General features: G+C 63.9%; 14 protein-coding genes and 1 other RNA gene. 5 read left to right on the top strand and 10 right to left on the bottom strand.

Annotation, left to right across the window (positions count from 1 at the left end):
• Nucleotide 1: 1 nt before the first annotated feature.
• The 3 genes from RG2_RS09995 to RG2_RS09985 form a co-directional block, all read right to left on the bottom strand.
• Nucleotides 2–3,013: a bifunctional [glutamine synthetase] adenylyltransferase/[glutamine synthetase]-adenylyl-L-tyrosine phosphorylase gene (locus RG2_RS09995; protein WP_033233147.1), complete on the bottom strand. Its 3,012-nt coding sequence runs from the start codon at nucleotides 3,011–3,013 to the stop codon at nucleotides 2–4.
• Nucleotides 3,013–4,353: a glutamine synthetase family protein gene (locus RG2_RS09990; RefSeq protein WP_033233146.1), complete on the bottom strand. Its 1,341-nt coding sequence runs from the start codon at nucleotides 4,351–4,353 to the stop codon at nucleotides 3,013–3,015. Before RG2_RS09990 ends, RG2_RS09995 begins: the two co-directional genes overlap by 1 nt.
• A 107-nt stretch (nucleotides 4,354–4,460) precedes the next feature.
• Entirely contained in the window at nucleotides 4,461–6,044 is a 1,584-nt protein-coding gene (locus RG2_RS09985; protein WP_033233145.1) for an alpha/beta hydrolase, read from the bottom strand.
• A 196-nt stretch (nucleotides 6,045–6,240) separates the two neighbouring features.
• On the opposite strand from RG2_RS09985, the gene panB reads away from it, so the two are divergent.
• Genes panB through pip form a run of 3 tightly spaced genes read left to right on the top strand, consistent with a single transcriptional unit; the run spans nucleotide 6,241 to nucleotide 8,543 of the window.
• Nucleotides 6,241–7,086 (top strand): 3-methyl-2-oxobutanoate hydroxymethyltransferase, encoded by an 846-nt coding sequence (gene panB / locus RG2_RS09980; protein ID WP_033233144.1) that lies wholly within the window; start codon nucleotides 6,241–6,243, stop codon nucleotides 7,084–7,086.
• A gap of 54 nt (nucleotides 7,087–7,140) precedes the next feature.
• On the top strand, nucleotides 7,141–7,572 hold the full coding sequence (locus RG2_RS09975; protein WP_033233135.1) for a lipoprotein: 432 nt from the start codon (nucleotides 7,141–7,143) through the stop codon (nucleotides 7,570–7,572).
• A complete protein-coding gene (gene pip, locus RG2_RS09970) occupies nucleotides 7,572–8,543 on the top strand; it encodes a prolyl aminopeptidase (RefSeq protein WP_033233134.1) in 972 nt (323 codons plus the stop codon). Before RG2_RS09975 ends, pip begins: the two co-directional genes overlap by 1 nt.
• A gap of 7 nt (nucleotides 8,544–8,550) precedes the next feature.
• Here pip and RG2_RS09965 read toward each other — a convergent pair whose 3' ends face one another.
• The 3 genes from RG2_RS09965 to rnpB form a co-directional block, all read right to left on the bottom strand.
• Nucleotides 8,551–10,002 carry an RNB domain-containing ribonuclease gene (locus RG2_RS09965; RefSeq protein ID WP_051730383.1) on the bottom strand — a complete coding sequence of 484 codons (1,452 nt, stop codon included), beginning with the start codon at nucleotides 10,000–10,002 and terminating at the stop codon, nucleotides 8,551–8,553.
• Between the two features lie 9 nt (nucleotides 10,003–10,011).
• Nucleotides 10,012–10,197 carry a hypothetical protein gene (locus tag RG2_RS09960; protein WP_033233133.1) on the bottom strand — a complete coding sequence of 62 codons (186 nt, stop codon included), beginning with the start codon at nucleotides 10,195–10,197 and terminating at the stop codon, nucleotides 10,012–10,014.
• A gap of 336 nt (nucleotides 10,198–10,533) precedes the next feature.
• Nucleotides 10,534–10,947: RNase P RNA component class A (gene rnpB / locus RG2_RS09955), an RNA gene on the bottom strand.
• 54 nt (nucleotides 10,948–11,001) lie between these two features.
• On the opposite strand from rnpB, the gene RG2_RS09950 reads away from it, so the two are divergent.
• On the top strand, nucleotides 11,002–11,529 hold the full coding sequence (locus tag RG2_RS09950; RefSeq protein ID WP_033233132.1) for a DUF1697 domain-containing protein: 528 nt from the start codon (nucleotides 11,002–11,004) through the stop codon (nucleotides 11,527–11,529).
• A complete protein-coding gene (locus RG2_RS09945) occupies nucleotides 11,526–12,761 on the top strand; it encodes an SLC13 family permease (RefSeq protein ID WP_033233130.1) in 1,236 nt (411 codons plus the stop codon). The genes RG2_RS09950 and RG2_RS09945 overlap by 4 nt, the downstream gene beginning before the upstream one ends.
• Here RG2_RS09945 and RG2_RS09940 read toward each other — a convergent pair whose 3' ends face one another.
• From RG2_RS09940 to cobC, 4 genes are all read right to left on the bottom strand, one after another.
• Nucleotides 12,762–13,925: a bifunctional RNase H/acid phosphatase gene (locus tag RG2_RS09940; RefSeq protein ID WP_033233129.1), complete on the bottom strand. Its 1,164-nt coding sequence runs from the start codon at nucleotides 13,923–13,925 to the stop codon at nucleotides 12,762–12,764. It abuts the gene before it with no gap.
• The gene (locus tag RG2_RS09935; protein ID WP_033233126.1) at nucleotides 13,922–14,659 is read right to left on the bottom strand and encodes a zinc ribbon domain-containing protein; all 738 of its coding nucleotides are present in this window, start codon (nucleotides 14,657–14,659) and stop codon (nucleotides 13,922–13,924) included. Before RG2_RS09935 ends, RG2_RS09940 begins: the two co-directional genes overlap by 4 nt.
• Before the next feature lie 80 nt (nucleotides 14,660–14,739).
• A complete protein-coding gene (locus RG2_RS09930) occupies nucleotides 14,740–15,870 on the bottom strand; it encodes a Nif3-like dinuclear metal center hexameric protein (RefSeq protein WP_033233124.1) in 1,131 nt (376 codons plus the stop codon).
• A complete protein-coding gene (cobC, locus tag RG2_RS09925) occupies nucleotides 15,867–16,916 on the bottom strand; it encodes an Rv2231c family histidinol phosphate aminotransferase CobC (protein ID WP_033233122.1) in 1,050 nt (349 codons plus the stop codon). The genes RG2_RS09930 and cobC overlap by 4 nt, the downstream gene beginning before the upstream one ends.
• Nucleotides 16,917–16,925: the final 9 nt, after the last annotated feature.

Below are 16,925 nucleotides of genomic sequence, written 5' to 3'. Positions count from 1 at the left end.
GTTACTCTCCGCCGAACACCCGTTCCACCACCGCTTTTGCCCGTCGCGTGATGCGGAGATAGTTGTCGAGGAACTCCCCCGAGTCATCTCCGTATCCCGCAACCTGCGCCACGGCGGACAGGACGCGTCCCGGTCCTGGCAGTTGATCGGTCGGCTTTCCGCGAACCAGCACAAGGCAATTGCGGGCCTTGGTCGCCGTGATCCACGCATCGCGCAGCAACTCCACGTCGGATTCACTGAGCAACTCGGCTGCGCCGATCGCGTCCAGCGTTTCCAGCGTCGACGTATTGTGCAACGACGCAATCTTGTCGGCGTGACGCAGCTGGATCAGCTGCACGGTCCACTCGATATCGGCCAGTCCGCCGCGACCCAGTTTGGTGTGCGTAGCGGGATCGGCTCCACGAGGGAGACGTTCGGAATCGACGCGAGCCTTGATTCGGCGAATCTCGCGAACCGCCGTTTCGCTGACGCCGCCCTCTGGATAACGGGTCTTGTCGATCATGTGCAGGAATCGCAGACCCAGATCGGGATCACCGGCTACCGGGTGGGCGCGAAGCAGTGCCTGAATCTCCCACGCCTGCGCCCATTTTGCGTAGTAGGCGTCGTACGATTCGAGGGTGCGGACCATCGGGCCGTTGCGTCCCTCGGGGCGCAGTCCCGTATCCACCTCGAGCGGCGGATCCGTGCTCGGTGCACCGAGAAGCTTGCGCACCTTGTCCGCAATGCTGTTGGCCCACTTGACCGCAACGGTCTCGTCGACGCCCTCGACGGGCTCGCACACGAACAGAACGTCGGCGTCGGAGCCGTATCCCAGTTCGCCGCCGCCGAGTCGGCCCATGCCGATCACGGAGAACGCCGCAGGGGCGGGCGTTCCCAGTTCGGCAACACTGGCCTTGATCACGGCGGACAGCGACGCGTTGAGTACCGCGGCCCACACCGACGACAGCGCCTTGCACACCGCCGGAACGTCGAGCATTCCCAGAATGTCGGCCGACGCGATGCGCGCCAACTCGTGGCGACGCAACGAACGTGCCGCTGCGACAGCGCGATTGGGGTCACTGTGCCGCGCTGAGGCGGTGAGAATACCGCGCGAGACGTCCTCGGGTACCGGTTCGATCAGACGCGGGCCACTCGGCGAATCCGCATACAGGCGAATGACGTCTGGTGCCTTGATCAGCAGATCCGGCAAGTACGCGGAAGAGCCAAGCACCGTCATCAGACGTTCGGCGACGGCAGCCTCGTCGCGAAGCAACCGAAGGAACCAGGTCTGATCGACCAGTGCGTCGGACAAGCGTCGGTACGCCAACAGTCCGGCGTCGGGATCCGGTGTGTCGGCAAGACATTCGAGTAGCGTCGGCAAGAGCAGCGCCTGGATCCGGCCCTTGCGGGACGCTCCCGCTGTCAAGGCCGTGAGGTGCCCGAGCGCATTCTCGGGGGCGGTGTATCCCAACGCCGCCAACTGGCGAACGGCAGCTTCCGGCCCCAGCGCCAACGATTCCTTGTCCATCCGCGCCACGGACTCGAGCAGCGGACGGTAGAACAGCTTGGCGTGCAACCGGCGGATTCGATGGGAGTTCCGTTTGATCTCGGCGCGCAACACCCCGAGCGCGTCGAGGCGGCCGTCGGGACGCATGTGCGCGGCGCGGGCCAGCCAACGCAACGCCTCGTCGTCGTCCGGCGGCGGCAACGTGTGGGTGCGCTTGAGCTTCTGCAACTGCAGACGATGCTCGAGGAGACGCAGGAATTCATAGGACGCCGTGAGGTTCGCGGCGTCGTCTCGGCCGACATAACCACCGGCGGCCAGCGCTGTCAGCGCATCGACTGTGCTCTGCACGTGCAGAGTGTCATCGGCGCGGCCGTGCACCAATTGCAGGAGCTGAACGGCAAATTCGACGTCTCGCAAACTTCCGCGACCGAGTTTGAGCTCGCGCTCACGCATCTCGGGCGGAACCATTTCCTCGACGCGTCGGCGCATGGCCTGCACTTCGGGAACGAAGTCCTCACGTTCGGACGCCGTCCAGACCATCGGGCTCATGGCCTCGGCATACTGACGCCCGAGTTCCATGTCACCCGTCATCGGACGGGCCTTCAGAAGAGCCTGGAACTCCCACGTCTTGGCCCACCGCTTGTAGTACGCGATGTGGGAATCGAGTGAACGCACCAGTTCGCCGCGCTTACCCTCGGGGCGGAGTGCAGCATCCACTTCGAAGAACGCGGACGTGCCGATCCTCATCAACTCGCCCGCTACGCGAGAGGCAGTGGCGTCGGCCGGTTCGGCAACAAACACGACGTCGACGTCGGACACGTAGTTCAGTTCGCGCGCACCACATTTGCCCATCGCGATAACCGCAAGGCGGATGGGGCACGTGCCTTCGGGGCACACGGTGGCGATCGCTACCGACAGAGCCGCAGTCAGTGCCGCGTCGGCCAGATCCGAGAGCTGATGCCCGATGGTCTGATAAGGAACCACGGGTTCGTTTTCGACGGTGGCCGCCAAATCGCACGCGGCCAGCAACATCAGCTGATCCTTGTACGACTTCCGAAGCGCAACAACTGCGTCCGGACCGGTCATCGCAGCACGGTAAGTCTGCGAGCCTGGGGTTGCGCCCTCGTCCAACGTTGCGCCGACGGCGCCGAGCAGCGCCGTGGTGGCGGCGGCTTTGGTGGGCAGTGACGTGCCGTCGAGAATGCGCCAAGAGGACGGATCGGCAACGATGTGATCACCGAATGCCGCCGACGCTCCGATCAGCCCGAGCAGCCGTCCGCGCAGGCTCTTGTCCTTACGCAGCGCGTCGTCGAGGTCACTCCATCCGTCGCCCAGCGAATCCTTGATGCGCACCAACGTGCGCAACGCAAGATCGGCGTTGGCGGAACGCGAGAGTGACCACAGGAGTTCGATGCTCTCCGAGTCCACCCAGCCGAGTTGGCGAAGCTCGTCGGCTGCGGTGTTCTCGACCAACCCGAGCCGGCCCGGCCCGGGTACCACGGATCGTGCGGACGGCGGCTTGACCATCACAGGCCGAGGTAGGTCTTGAGCTCGAACGGCGTCACGTGGCTGCGGTATTCCTCCCATTCACGCCGCTTGTTCCGCAGGAAGAAGTCGAAAACGTGCTCGCCGAGAGCCTCGGCCACCAGCTCCGACTTCTCCATCTCGCGCAGAGCACCGTCGAGGTTGCTCGGCAATTCCTTGTACCCCATGGCGCGACGCTCGGCGGAGGTCAACGACCACACGTCGTCCTCGGCCTCGGGAGGCAAGGTGTAGCCCTTCTCGATGCCGCGCAGACCGGCCGCGAGCAGCACCGCAAACGTCAGGTACGGGTTGCATGCCGAATCTGGGCTGCGGATCTCGACACGACGCGACGACGCCTTGTTCGGCGTGTACATCGGCACGCGGATCAGCGCCGAGCGGTTGGAGGGTCCCCACGACGCTGCCGTCGGAGCCTCGCCGCCGTGGACCAGGCGCTTGTAGGAGTTGACCCACTGGTTCGTGACGGCACTGATCTCGTTGGCGTGCTCGAGAATGCCGGCGATGAATGCCTTGCCGGTCTCCGAGAGCTGCATCGGATCGTCCGGGTTGTGGAACGCGTTCGTGTCGCCTTCGAACAGGCTCATGTGCGTGTGCATCGCCGAACCGGCCTGATCGCTGAACGGCTTGGGCATGAAGCTCGCCCGCACGCCTTCGCCGATCGCGACCTCCTTGACGACGTACCGGAACGTCATCACGTTGTCGGCCATGGACAACGCGTCGGCGTAGCGGAGATCGATCTCCTGCTGCCCGGGAGCGGCCTCGTGATGGCTGAACTCGACCGAGATCCCCATGGACTCGAGAGCGTCGATCGCGTGACGACGGAAGTTGGGAGCCGAATCGTGCACGGCCTGATCGAAGTAGCCACCGGAATCGGCCGGGATCGGCGGAGTGCCGTCCAAGGGACCGTTCTCGAGGAGGAAGAACTCGATCTCGGGATGCACGTAGCAACTGAAGCCCAGGTCACTGGCCTTGCTCAGCTGACGACGCAGCACGTGCCTCGGGTCAGCCCACGACGGCGAACCGTCCGGGTTGGTGATGTCGCAGAACATGCGAGCCGAATGCTGCGCGCCGTCCTTGTGCGCCCACGGCAGGATCTGGAAAGTCGACGCGTCAGGGCGGGCAACGGTGTCCGCTTCGGACACTCGGGCGAATCCCTCGATGGCGGAACCGTCGAAACCGATTCCCTCTTCGAAGGCACCTTCGAGTTCCGCGGGGGCGATCGCCACCGATTTGAGGTAACCGAGAACGTCGGTGAACCACAAGCGGACGAACCGAATGTCGCGCTCTTCCAGGGTACGAAGCACGAATTCTTTTTGGCGATCCATGCACGCGAGAGTAAGCAAGCCACGTTAAATCTGTGTTACATCAGCGGCACGAGTTACCCGAGTGATGCGTCACTCTCACATAGCCCCTGCATGCGGGCCTACAGGCGCTAACATGTCAGGCCGTCCTCCGGGACCTTCAGGTAGACGAGGTAGTTGACGACCGCGTCGTCGACGCACGGTTCGCCGTCCAGAACAACGGTGTGCTGTGTTCCCTCGAACGTGATGAGCGCGGCCCCGAGTTGCTTCGCGAGATCCACGCCGGCCTGATACGGAGTAGCCGGATCCTGCGTCGTCGACACGACGACCAGCGTCGGGAGGCCGGCATCGGCCAGAGCCTGCGGATCGAGCTCATGCGGACTGCCCGTCGCCGGGACCGGCCAGAACGCACACAGATCCAGCGGCGCCTGACCGGTGCCTCGGCCGTCGTCGAGGAACGGTGCGGCCTCGCGATACCGCGTGTCGGCCTCACCGGCTTCTGCCCGATCGGTTGTAGCCGGATCGTCGACGCACCGGATGGCATTGAACGCATCGTTGATATTGGAATACGTGCCGTCGTCATTTCGCCCCTCGTACTGGTCGGCCAAACTCAACAGCGCATCACCCCGGCCGTCCGCCAGGCCGGACAGCCCCATCCGCAACGTGGTCCACAACTGCTGTGAATACAGCGCCTGCTGCACACCGGTGATCGCGTCCCCGTAGCTGAGACCGCGCGGATCCGTGGTGTCGGCAGGGTTGTCGATCAGCGGTTCCAGCAACGCCTGCAATCTCTCGCGCGCCTGCGCCGGATCACTTCCGAGCGGGCAGTCCCGCTGCGACACGCAGTCGGCGACAAAGGCGTCGAACGCGACCTGGAAGCCCTCTCCTTGCAGTACAACTTCGTCGACGACGTCCTGATTCGGATCCAACGCGCCGTCGAGCACCATCGCCCGAACGTTCTGCGGGAAGGTTTCGGCGTAGGTCGAACCGATTCGCGTCCCGTACGAGAACCCGAGGAAGTTCAACTCGGAATCACCGAGCGCACCGCGGATCACGTCCATATCGCGCACCACTTCATACGTGCCGACGTGGGCGAGGAAGTCGGTTCCGGTGTTCGCCACGCACGCGGCGGCGTAGTCCTTGCTGTCCTGCTCCGCGTCGGCAATCCCTTCGGGCGTCATGTCGATATCGACATCCGCGCGCTCGGCATCGAACTCCGCCGGCGTCAGGCAGCGCACCTGAGGCGTCGACGCACCCACGCCCCGCGGATCGAACCCGATCCGGTCGAAGCGCTCGGCGAGCTGTGTCCTGGAGCCCTGGGTTGCCATCGCCAGCCCCGATGCACCCGGTCCACCTGGATTGATCAGCAGCGATCCGATTCGATCCCCCGTCGCTGCCGCTCGCGAGATGACAACCTGCGCCGTGTCTCCGGTCGGATTCGCATAGTCGACGGGAACCGTCACCGCGGCGCAGTCGACCGAACTACTGAGCGGCGAATCACCTGGCGTGGCAAATCGTTCGCACGAACCCCAGTCGAGGGTCTGCTCGTAGAACTTCTCCAACCCTGCCGGAACCGAAGCGGGTGCCGCAGAGGTTCCGGACCCTGAAGAATCGGTGGAGGGATTGTCGCCGTCGGCAACAGTGCAACCGGCAACTAACAGGAGAGCAGCGACGCTTGCGGCACACACACCGGAGAGGCGAACTAACTTCGACATACCGTCGATGGTGCCAGGAAACAGCGGTTACCAGCCATTCGCTACTTCGGATGGCTGGTAACCGATGTGACCCATCGCACCAGGTTTTGCTATTCGCACCGACGGTTTCCGGTGGCAGACTGATCGTGTCATCACCCACACCCGGGGACCCGACGGCAATCAACGCCTAAGGCCTCGAGGCACGAAAGGGACAACGATGTCCGAGACTCCTCTGTACGGTTCTGCAGCTGCTACCCCGGCTGCTCCTATGCGCAAGACCCGCGTCCATCACCTCGCCGAGATGAAGCAGAACGGCGAACGTTGGTCGATGCTCACGGCCTACGACTACTCGACGGCCCGAATCTTCGAAGAAGCCGGCATTCCGGTTCTCCTCGTCGGTGATTCCGCCGCCAATGTCGTATACGGCTACGACACGACGGTGCCGATCACCGTCGACGAACTTCTCCCGCTGGTTCGCGGTGTAGTTCGCGGCGCACCCCACGCACTGGTTGTTGCCGACCTCCCGTTCGGCACCTACGAAGCCTCCGCCGAACAGGCTCTGGCAACTGCCACCCGCTTCATGAAAGAGGGCCTCGCCCACGCCGTGAAGCTCGAGGGCGGCGAGCGGATGACCAAGCAGATTGCCGCTATCACTGCTGCCGGTATTCCCGTCATGGCGCACGTCGGCTTCACCCCGCAGAGCGTCAACTCGCTCGGCGGATTCCGCGTCCAAGGCCGCGGCGACGGTGCCGACCAACTTGTGGCGGACGCCATTGCCGTGCAGGAAGCCGGCGCTTTCTCGGTGGTCATGGAAATGGTTCCGGCTGACATCGCGGGCCAGGTCACACGCAAATTGACCATCCCCACCGTCGGCATCGGGGCGGGCAACGAATGCGACGCCCAGGTCCTCGTCTGGCAGGACATGGCCGGCTACACGAGCGGTAAGACAGCCAAGTTCGTCAAGCGTTTCGGTAACGTCGGTGACGAACTGCGCTCCGCGGCCGCAGCCTATGCATCAGAAGTTCGCACAGGCGCCTTCCCAGCCGTCGAGCACAGTTTCTGATCCGAGACCGGCGAACGCCGCCTGTCTCTCGAAAAGAAATTCAGGGGTGCGTTCATGATCGGTAACCGTCGTCATTTCACAGCTGCCGTTGTTGGTTCGGCTGCTCTCGTGACGGTTCTGAGCGGATGCGCGGGAGGGACCACAACCTCTCCCGCGCCCAGCTCGGCAACACCGACCACATCGGCCGCGGCAACCACGACCGCTGCCGCGGCGGGCACGTTCACCGAAGCGCAGGTGCAGCAGCTGTGCTCGGACATGGAAGCCGAACTGCAGAATTGGCGAACAGTCACCCCGACGCTCGGCAAGGGCGCGCTCAACCTCCTGGTCGGGTCCTGGGCGAGCCAGAACGGCATCAATCTGATCGACCTTGCTGCGCATCGTGATCGCGTCGACACGGCGATGGCGGCCACGTGCCCGGAAATCCGGGATGGCGCGCTGTACGCGCTGGAGATCCCCGACCTCGCTTCGGGCATGGTCGGTTTCTGATGACCGAAACCGGTGAACTCCGCGAACTCTATCCCCCGATCGAGCCACACACGTCGGGCTTTCTCGACGTCGGCGACGGCCAACGCATGTACTGGGAGATCAGCGGAAACCCCGACGGCAAACCCGTCGTATTCCTGCACGGCGGCCCCGGCGGTGGGACACACCCGTCGCTGCGGCAGTTCTTCGATCCCGACGCATACCGGATCATCCTTCTCGACCAGCGCGGATGCGGTCGGTCGACGCCGCACGTCGCCGACGGCGCCGATCTGTCGGTCAACACCACCGGCAAACTGCTGCACGACATCGAAGCCCTACGCGAGCATCTCGGAATCGAGAAGTGGATGGTGTTCGGCGGGTCGTGGGGTTCGACTCTCGCACTCGCCTATGCCGAAACCTTCCCGACTCGGGTCACCGAACTCGTGCTGCGCGGGATATTCCTCCTGCGCCGAAGCGAAATCGACTGGTACTACAACGGCGGAGCGGGTCATATGTTCCCCGAACGCTGGGCCAAGTTCCTCGAACCGGTACCCGAGAACGAGCGCGGCGATGATCTGGTTGCGGTCTACCACCGCCTCCTGCATTCCGACGACGCGGATGTGGCAGAGCGCGCCGCTGTCGCCTGGTCCGCATGGGAGGGTTCGACAAGCTTCCTGATCCCGAAACCGGAGAAGGTCGAGGAGAACTCCGAAGTACGCTTTGCCCTGGCTTTCGCGCGGATCGAGAACCACTACTTCGTCAATGCCGGCTTCATCGACGAAGCTCAACTGCTGACCAAGAGTTCGGCCCTGCACGGCATTCCCGGAACAATCGTGCAAGGCCGCTACGACGTCGTCTGCCCCGCCACCAGCGCCTGGGACCTCCATAACACCTGGCCGGAGTCGAAGCTCGTCATCGTCGACGACGCCGGCCATTCCGCGATGGAACCCGGCATCACCCATCACCTGCTCGAGGCAACAGACTCCTACCGGTAACTCGGCTCTATGCCGGGAAGCTGAACTCCACAGTCCGCTTAGCTGTGTCGACGGCGGTGAGTCGCACCTTCACCCGCTCACCGTCGTCGGGAGTGCCGACGCACTTGGCGATCACGGTCACCGACGGTATGAACACCTCGGCAGCGCGCTTGCCGTCCTTGGATCGCATCACCACAGCATCGAATACCTCGCCGACGCGGCCCTCGAGCAACGTCACCTCGGTCAGATCGATACATGCGCGATCCACCTTGTTCGCGACGGAATCCGATCCGCTCATGATCGGCGGCAATTCAGGCAACGCGGTCCGCACCCAATCCGGTACGGGCGTACCAGCACTGATCGCCAGACATATCTCGGTACTGAATCGATCGGACAGCCGGCGCAGCGGAGCAGTCACGTGAGCGTAGGGCGCGCCGATGCCCGCATGCACTGTCAGATCGGGCAATTGGCCGTCGAACGCCGCATAGTCGGCGCCGCGCAGCAAAGACGGCGCTACCGACATCAAGGCCATCGTGGACGGCTCCTGCGCGTCGAGTCCGGCAAGAATCTGCCCCACCGTCTTGCCCGGCGGCCACGTAATACCCAGCGCAACCGCAGTTCTCCGCAACGTGTCCACTGCCGATTGCTCGGCCGGCGGCAACGTCCGCAACAATCCGACACCTGCGTCGATCATCATTCGGCCGGCGCACATCCCGGTCAACAGAGACACTTCGGCATTCCAGTCGTCGGCTTCCGTCCGCGGTTCCAACACAATTCGCCACCGACCGGATTGATCCGGTCCGGCTTCTTCCCGCACCACGGACTGCTCCGGCAACTTCAACTCGATGGCGCCCCGGGCTACCGCCGAGTCACCGCGGAGACGGCCGAATTCCGGCAGCGCCGCAATCGAGGGGTGCAAGGTGCCGGCCTCGGCGTCGGCCTGAACCGTCGAATAGTCCAGACGCGCCACGGATTTCACGAGGGCTCGGGTTACGGACCACGACGTCGGTTCGGCGTTGACGTCGAGTTCGATTCGCCAGAGCGCTGCCGGACGAACCACGTCCGGCAAGAGGCTGGCCGAACCTTCCGACAACACACGCGGATGCAGGGGTACGGAACCGTCCGGGAGATAAAAGGTTTGGCCCCGCCTCCGGGTTTCGACGTCGAGCGCGGCGCCCGGAACCACCACCGCGGCAACGTCCGCGATGGCGTAGTGGACGACAAAGCCGTCTGCTGACTTCTCCAGATGCACTGCCTGATCGAGATCCATCGATCCGGGCGGATCGATGGTGACGAACTCGATGTGCGTAGCGTCCAGTCGGCCGTCCGCATGGCGATCTCGGGCATTCTCGGCCTCGACCATCGCCGCACTGCCGAACGCGTCGGGCAACGAAAACTCAGCCCGAATCGTCCCGAAGTCGATTCCCTGCACCGTTATTCGACCTAGGGGCACGCGTCCTCCACCTTCGATTCGGCGCATAAACCGAACTTAGTTGTTCCAGTCGTCGTCGGCCCGATCAGCGGCTTTGTTGCGTTCCGCGGCGATCTGCAGTGCATGCTCTGCCGACTCCCGATCAGGGTACGGCCCCATTCTCGTCAAAGATGAGGGACCCTTGCCTTGGGAGACAGAACCATCGGACACATCGAAGTACCAGAGTCGATCTTCATCAGTCATGAATACAGTGTGGCATTTCAGTGGGAGTCAGGCTTGTAGATCGCTGTGAGACTGCTATTCTTTCGACTTGGCCTGGCAGGTGAAAACCGGACAATCGAACGGTGAGTTCTGCTTGATCGCCCTCGACAAGCTACGAACAGAAATTGGAGCGCGCAATGTCCGCAATTCTTTACGATTACCTTCTCCCGCTCATGGGCCATGACGCGGCGACCTACTGGGCGACCCTGTTGGTCATCAAGCCCATCTGATAACCGCCACACGAACTACGACATACAACCCCCGTCGGCCATGCCGGCGGGGGTTGTATGCGATTGCGAAGCCTTGAGAAAGTCAGGGCGAACGAGTTGGCGTATAAGCCGGATCCTGTCCTCGACACCGAAGTGACGAGTGGCGACCATCCATCTGGACACACCGTCGCCGGGTGCCTCACGCGGTTCACCCGCAAGCTCGGGCGAGCAGCCCTCGAACACTTGCGCAGCCGCACCGCACGCGATGCGACCTTCAACCTTGCTCCGGGCGGGGTTTACCTAGCCACCCCGGTCACCCGGGGTGCTGGTGCGCTCTTACCGCACCGTTTCACCCTTACCTGCCCCGAAAGGCAGGCGGTCTGTTTTCTGTGGCACTGTCCCGCGAGTTGCCTCGGGTTGCCGTTAACAACCGCCCTGCTCTGTGGAGTCCGGACTTTCCTCGACTCGGGGCCTGTGCGCACTACGCGCTGGTTCCCTGATCCGCGGCCGCCCGGCCAACTCGTCCGCCCCAGTAGGTTACCGGGTGGCTGTCGGTGACCCGAACTATGGTCGCTGTATGACTCGGTACGTGGCCCTGCTACGCGGCATCAATGTCGGCGGTATCAACATCAAGATGGTGGACCTTGCGCGCGTCTTCACAGAACTCGGATTCGAGCGTGTGAAAACGGTCCTGGCGTCAGGCAATGTCCTCTTCGACAGCACCAGCGCCGATGTGCCCGCGCTGAAGAAAACCATCGAAACCGCCCTCAACCGCGAATTCGGGTACGAAGCCTGGGTGTTCGTGCTCGACACCGCAGCGCTGCAGGCCATCGTCGACGGATATCCCTTCGACCCCGGCCGCGAAGGGTGGCACGCGTACGCGATGATCGCGTCGGAGCCGTCGGTGCTCGCAGAGCTCGCCGAATCGGCCGCGGGGCTCGACCCTGCAGTCGAACAGGTAGCACCGGGTGAGGGCGTTTTGTACTGGGAGGTCGAGAAAGGTATGACCGTCAAGAGCACCTTCGGCAAGAACACCGGTAAACCGAAATTCAAGGCGTACACCACCACCCGCAATCTGAACACACTCCACAAACTTCTGAAGTGAGTCTGCTTCCGATCATTCTGGTCGGCGTTGTGCTCGTGTTCGCGATCGTTCGCCCACGCGGGCTGCCCGAGATCGTGGTAGCCGGCCCCGCCGCGATTGCCGTGGTTCTCGCCGGCGCGGTCACTGTCGGTGAAGCCCGCGATGAAGTGACAGCAATGGCACCGACCGTCGTGTTCTTGGTTGCGGTGCTGATTCTCGCGCATGCCGCCGACGCTCTCGGTGTCTTCCACTGGGTGAGTCAGCTACTGCGGCAAGGCTCGCGCCGCGATCCGCGCCGCCTGCTCACCTACGTCTTCGGCGCAGCGGCCGTGACAACCGCGGTACTGAGCCTCGATGCAACGGTCGTGCTGCTCACGCCGGCCGTGATCGTTGCCGCCCGATCCATCAACGCCAGCCCACAACCGAACTCGTATGCCGCTGCGCACCTCTCGAATTCGGCGTCTACCCTGCTGCCCGTCTCCAATCTGACCAATCTCATTGCGTTTTCGGCAACTGGACTGACCTTCCTGCACTTCACCGCCCTGATGGCGCTGCCGTGGATCGTGACGATCGTGATCGAGTACGTGATCTTTCGATGGTTCTTCCGATCGGAGCTGCGCGCGGACACAACCGACGGACCGGTTCCGGAAATCCGTCACTCCCCCGCACCCGTGCTGCCGTTGTCGATCATCGGCGCAACGCTGTTCGGCTTTGCCGCTTCGGGATTCGTCGGCATCGAACCGGCGTGGGTGGCCGTCGCCGGCGCGGCAGTGCTGTCTGCGATCGCTCTCCGTCGCCGCAGAACCGACCTGAAGCGCATCGTGTACGCGGCTGATCTGTGGTTCTGCGCATTTGTGCTGGTGCTCGGCGTTGTGGTGGCAGGCGTCGCACACGGTCCCGTCGGGGACGCTGTTGCACGGATACTGCCGTCGGATACCGGCTATGTCTCGCTGCTCGTGGTGGCAGCGGTCGCGGCGATCGCGTCGAACCTCGTGAACAACCTGCCGGCCACCTTGCTGATGATCGCGGCCCTTGGCCCCTCGGCCCCGACCGGCCTGGTACTGGCCATGCTGATCGGGGTGAACCTCGGCCCTAATCTGACCTACGTCGGCTCACTCGCAACAATGCTGTGGCGGCGAGTGGCCACCAGCGTGGACGCTGCGCCCACGCTGGCAACCTTCACACTGCTCGGTCTAGCTACGACGCCACTGACCCTTCTCGGGGCAGTCAGCGCGCTCTGGTTAGTTCTGTAGTCAGCGCAGGTGCGACGTGTCGTTAACGAGTCGCACCGATGCTCCACCGTCAGGGTAGAACTCGGCGATGCTCAGCGACGCCAAATCCAGGTGCAGGCGATACAGCAACGACGGACCAGCGTCGAGCGCCAATTGCACCAGGGTCTTGATCGGTGTCACATGCGAGACGACGAGCAGTGTCGACCCGCCGTATGTTGCGATCAGATCGTCACGCGCGGCAATAACGCGCTCGCGAACCTCGTCGAAGCTCTCACCGCCGGGCGGCTTCACGGACGTGTCGGACAACCATGCCGTGTGCAGTTCCGGATCACGCTGCGCCGCTTCACGAAACGTGAGCCCGTCCCAGTCGCCGAAATCGGTTTCGATCAGACCTTTGTGCTCGATCACCGGCAGGCCGAGAACCCGCGCCGACTCCTCGGCCGTTTCGCGCGTGCGTCCCAGCGGAGACGAGACAATGGCGTCGATGCCACCGCGACTGCCGAAACGTGCTGCTGCGCCGGCGGCCTGAGCGCGCCCCAGTGCCGTGAGGATCGGATTACCCCGGCCCGAATAACGGCGATCGACCGACATCGCTGTCTGACCGTGACGCAGCAACAACATCCGCGTCGGCTTGCCCACGCTGGCCGTCCACCCAGGCGAACCGGCGATCTGCGGTTCGGACGAGGTCTCGGCGGGCGCAGTTCTCGGTGTGGACACCGGGACGGGTTCGCTTGCGGTCTCGATACCTGCAGAGTCAAGGCCGGCAGTTTCCATTCCGGCAGCCGCGTCCATCGCCTCGTTTGCCAGCCGATCCGCATGCGAATTCTCCGCGCGGGGAATCCAGGTGTACGTCACGCTCGCGAACTGCGCCGCCACCTCTGCGGCCTTGCGCTGGAGCGGAATCATGTCCGGGTGCTTGACCTTCCAGCGACCGGACATCTGCTCGACAACCAGTTTGGAATCCATCCGGACATCAACGTCGGAGGCGCCGAGTTCACCGGCAGCGGTCAATCCCGCAATGAGCCCGCGATACTCCGCAACATTGTTGGTGGCAGTGCCGATGCTTTCCTTGCGTTCGGCCAGCACCGTGCGAGAGCTGTCGAACACGACAGCGCCATAACCCGCCGGACCTGGGTTTCCCCGCGATCCACCGTCGGCCTCGACGATGACTCGTGACAAACTCACAGACCGGACTCCTTGGTACGCACCATGATTGCGCCGCACTCGGGGCAACGGACAACAACGTCGGACGGCGTGCCGGCAATGCGCGAGATCTCACCGCGGTCGATTTCGATCCGGCAGGCACCACAGCGGCGAGCCTGAAGCAGGGCTGCGCCCGGTCCCCCGAGGGTGCGCTGCTTTTCGTAGACAGCCAGGAAATCGGCGGGGAACTCGCCGACCAGACGCTCACGGTCCGCGATGCAACGCTCCTGCGCCTTGTTCAGATCGGCCACGGCGTCGTCGCGACGACGCTTGGCGTCAACCAATTCGTCTTCTGCCTGCGACAGCTGTGCACCGGCGTGATCGAAATCTGCCTGCAGCGCCTCACGCTGTTCCATGACCTCGAGCAACTCGTCTTCGAGCAGCCCCTGCCTACGCACAAGGCTGCCGAGTTCGTGTTCGAGTTCGGTGAGCTGCTTGGCAGCTACGTTGCCGCTCTGCAAGAGAGTGCGGTCTTTGTCTTCGCGCTGACGGACAGCGTCGATCTCACCTTCGAGCTTGCGGATATCGCGATCGATGTCGTCGATCTGGATTTCGACGCCGACGGACGCGTCCTTGCGGCTGATGCGCTCAGCCTCGAGACGGTCCACTTCCTGCTGCTCGGGAAGCGCACCGCGTCGATGTGCGATCCGGGTGAGCTCCGCATCCACGCCGGCGAGGTCGAGAAGCTTGGCTTGCACCTGTGGTTGGACGTTCACGCTGTGTAACTCCTGCTGTATGTCCGGTGACGGGTCTGCTGTTGAAATGTTCGTGCAACCGTACCTTGATCGGTGGCCACCTACGACGCACTCAGGCACCACGGATCGGTGCGGATGGTGCTGACTCGACTGTGCCACTCGGGAACGGACCCGAATGCGGCGTCGACCACCGACTTCGCCTGGGCACACCACGGATATTCACTGGCCCAATGTGCAACGTCGACGAGCGCCGGTCCACCGGCCCGCAGATGCTCGTCCGCCGGATGATGCCGCAGGTCGGACGTCACGTACGCGTCGACGCCCAGCGCGGACACCACACCGAGATACGAATCGCCGGAACCGCCGCAGACCGCGACGGTACGCACCATCGCGTCGGGGTCGCCGGCCGCGCGAACGCCCCATTCCGTCGACGGCAGTGCTCCTGCGACTCGCGCCGTGAACTCACGCAGCGTTTCGGCGTGCGGAAGCTCACCGATGCGGCCGAGGCCCCGAGAACTCGGGAAGGTGGCCAGCTCGAACACGTCGAAGGCCGGTTCTTCGTAGGGGTGTGCGGTGCGCAGAGCGTCGAGTACCGCCGCGCGTTCGGTGCGCGGCGCGATGACCTCGATCCGATCTTCCGAGACCTGCTCGAGCGCGCCGACGCTTCCGATTGCGGGAGTTGCCTTGTCGCCGGGAAGGAATTGCCCGGTGCCCGTGACCGTCCAGCTGCACTCGCTGTAGTCGCCGATGCGGCCGGCTCCGGCCTCGAAGAGTGCGCCCTGCACTGCGTCGGTGCGGTCGATCGGCACCATGACCACCCACTTGTCCAGGGGCTGTGAAGGCTTCGGCTCGATCGGGCGCAGCACTGTCAGACCCAAGGCGTCCGCCAGAGCGTCGGAGACGCCGGGATCGGCCGAATCGGCGTTGGTGTGCGCCGAGAACAAGGCACATCCCGCTTTGATCAGCTTATGCACCAAGGCGCCCTTCGGCGTGTGCGCGCCGACGGTGTCCACTCCGCGCAGCAACAACGGATGGTGCACAACCAGCAGGTCTGCACCGGAGGCTATTGCGTCGTCGACCACGGATTCGGTGGGATCCACGGCAAAAACGACGCGGCTCACCGAATCGGCCGGGTCACCGCACACCAATCCGACGGAGTCCCACGACTCGGCCAATGCCGGTGGGTACGCGGCCTCGAGTACAGCTATGACGTCGGCGAGGGTTGTGCTCACAAGATCTCCTTCATCGCGTCGATCAGGATCGACACCTGATGCGGCGGGCGGACTGCCAACCGCAGATGATTCGGGCCGAGTCCGGGGAACGTATCGCACCGTCGAACAGCGATGCCGCGCTCGCGCAAATGCAGACGCATCGCTTCGCCATCGGCAAGTTCGAGCAGAACAAAGGGTGCCGACGCAGGCTCGTGGACCGAGATACCGTTGGCCGAAAAGCTGAGGGCGCGAAGCTCGCGGCACAACGACTCGCGATCACGGGCGATCGCAGTTGCCTTCTCCTGCGACTGCGCCACCGCCGATGGTTCACAACAGGCCCTGATCGCTTCGATCTGCAAACTTCCGAGTGGCCAATGTGCCCGGCCTTCGGTGAGCCGCGTCAGCACATCGGGTGCTCCGAGCGCGTAGCCGCATCGCAAACCAGCCAGCGCCCATGTCTTTGTCAGACTGCGCAGCACCAGCACGTCCGGCAGAGACTGATCAGCGACACTCTCGATTTCACCAGGCACCGCGTCGCCGAAGGCCTCGTCCACGACCAGAATTCGGCCCGGCCGACGCAGTGCAAGCACATCGACTTTCGGATGCAACACCGACGTCGGATTGGTGGGGTTACCCAGAACCACCAGATCTGCCGATTCGGGGACGGCTGCGTCACGCAACAGATACGGCGGTTCCAGGATCACCTGCGTCACGGGCACACCGGCTTCCCGCAGAGCCAATTCCGGTTCCGTGAACGAGGGATGGATCAACGCAGCCGATGTCGAGCCGAGCCGGGGCAGCATCGCAAATCCCTCGGCCCCACCGGAGAGCAACAGCACTTCGTCGGGCCGTCGGCCATGGCGCGCAGCGACGGTTTCCCTGGCCCGCAGTTCCGCGGCCGCAGACGGATACGAACCGAGGCTCGACAGCTCGCGCGCCAGACGCTCCCGAAGCCACTCCGGAGGCCCGTCTCCTTGGACGTTGACGGCAAAATCGAGAAGCCCCGGCTGCGCGTCGACGTCCCCGTGGTGACGCAAACTGTCCAGGTTGTCCGCTGCGATACTCACGGTGACGAG

Origin of the sequence: Rhodococcus globerulus NBRC 14531 (genome assembly GCF_001894805.1) — a bacterium.
Classification (GTDB): domain Bacteria; phylum Actinomycetota; class Actinomycetes; order Mycobacteriales; family Mycobacteriaceae; genus Rhodococcus_F; species Rhodococcus_F globerula.
The sequence above is the reverse complement of the archived record's forward strand: the minus strand, read 5'-3'. Positions and strand labels throughout refer to the sequence as shown.

Coding starts and splice junctions, on each gene's coding strand:
- RG2_RS09995 (WP_033233147.1), bottom strand. CDS start 3,013: ATGGTCAAGCCGCCGTCCGCACGATCCGTGGTACCCGGGCCGGGCCGG.
- RG2_RS09990 (WP_033233146.1), bottom strand. CDS start 4,353: ATGGATCGCCAAAAAGAATTCGTGCTTCGTACCCTGGAAGAGCGCGAC.
- RG2_RS09985 (WP_033233145.1), bottom strand. CDS start 6,044: ATGTCGAAGTTAGTTCGCCTCTCCGGTGTGTGTGCCGCAAGCGTCGCT.
- panB (WP_033233144.1), top strand. CDS start 6,241: ATGTCCGAGACTCCTCTGTACGGTTCTGCAGCTGCTACCCCGGCTGCT.
- RG2_RS09975 (WP_033233135.1), top strand. CDS start 7,141: ATGATCGGTAACCGTCGTCATTTCACAGCTGCCGTTGTTGGTTCGGCT.
- pip (WP_033233134.1), top strand. CDS start 7,572: ATGACCGAAACCGGTGAACTCCGCGAACTCTATCCCCCGATCGAGCCA.
- RG2_RS09965 (WP_051730383.1), bottom strand. CDS start 10,002: ATGCGCCGAATCGAAGGTGGAGGACGCGTGCCCCTAGGTCGAATAACG.
- RG2_RS09960 (WP_033233133.1), bottom strand. CDS start 10,197: ATGACTGATGAAGATCGACTCTGGTACTTCGATGTGTCCGATGGTTCT.
- RG2_RS09950 (WP_033233132.1), top strand. CDS start 11,002: ATGACTCGGTACGTGGCCCTGCTACGCGGCATCAATGTCGGCGGTATC.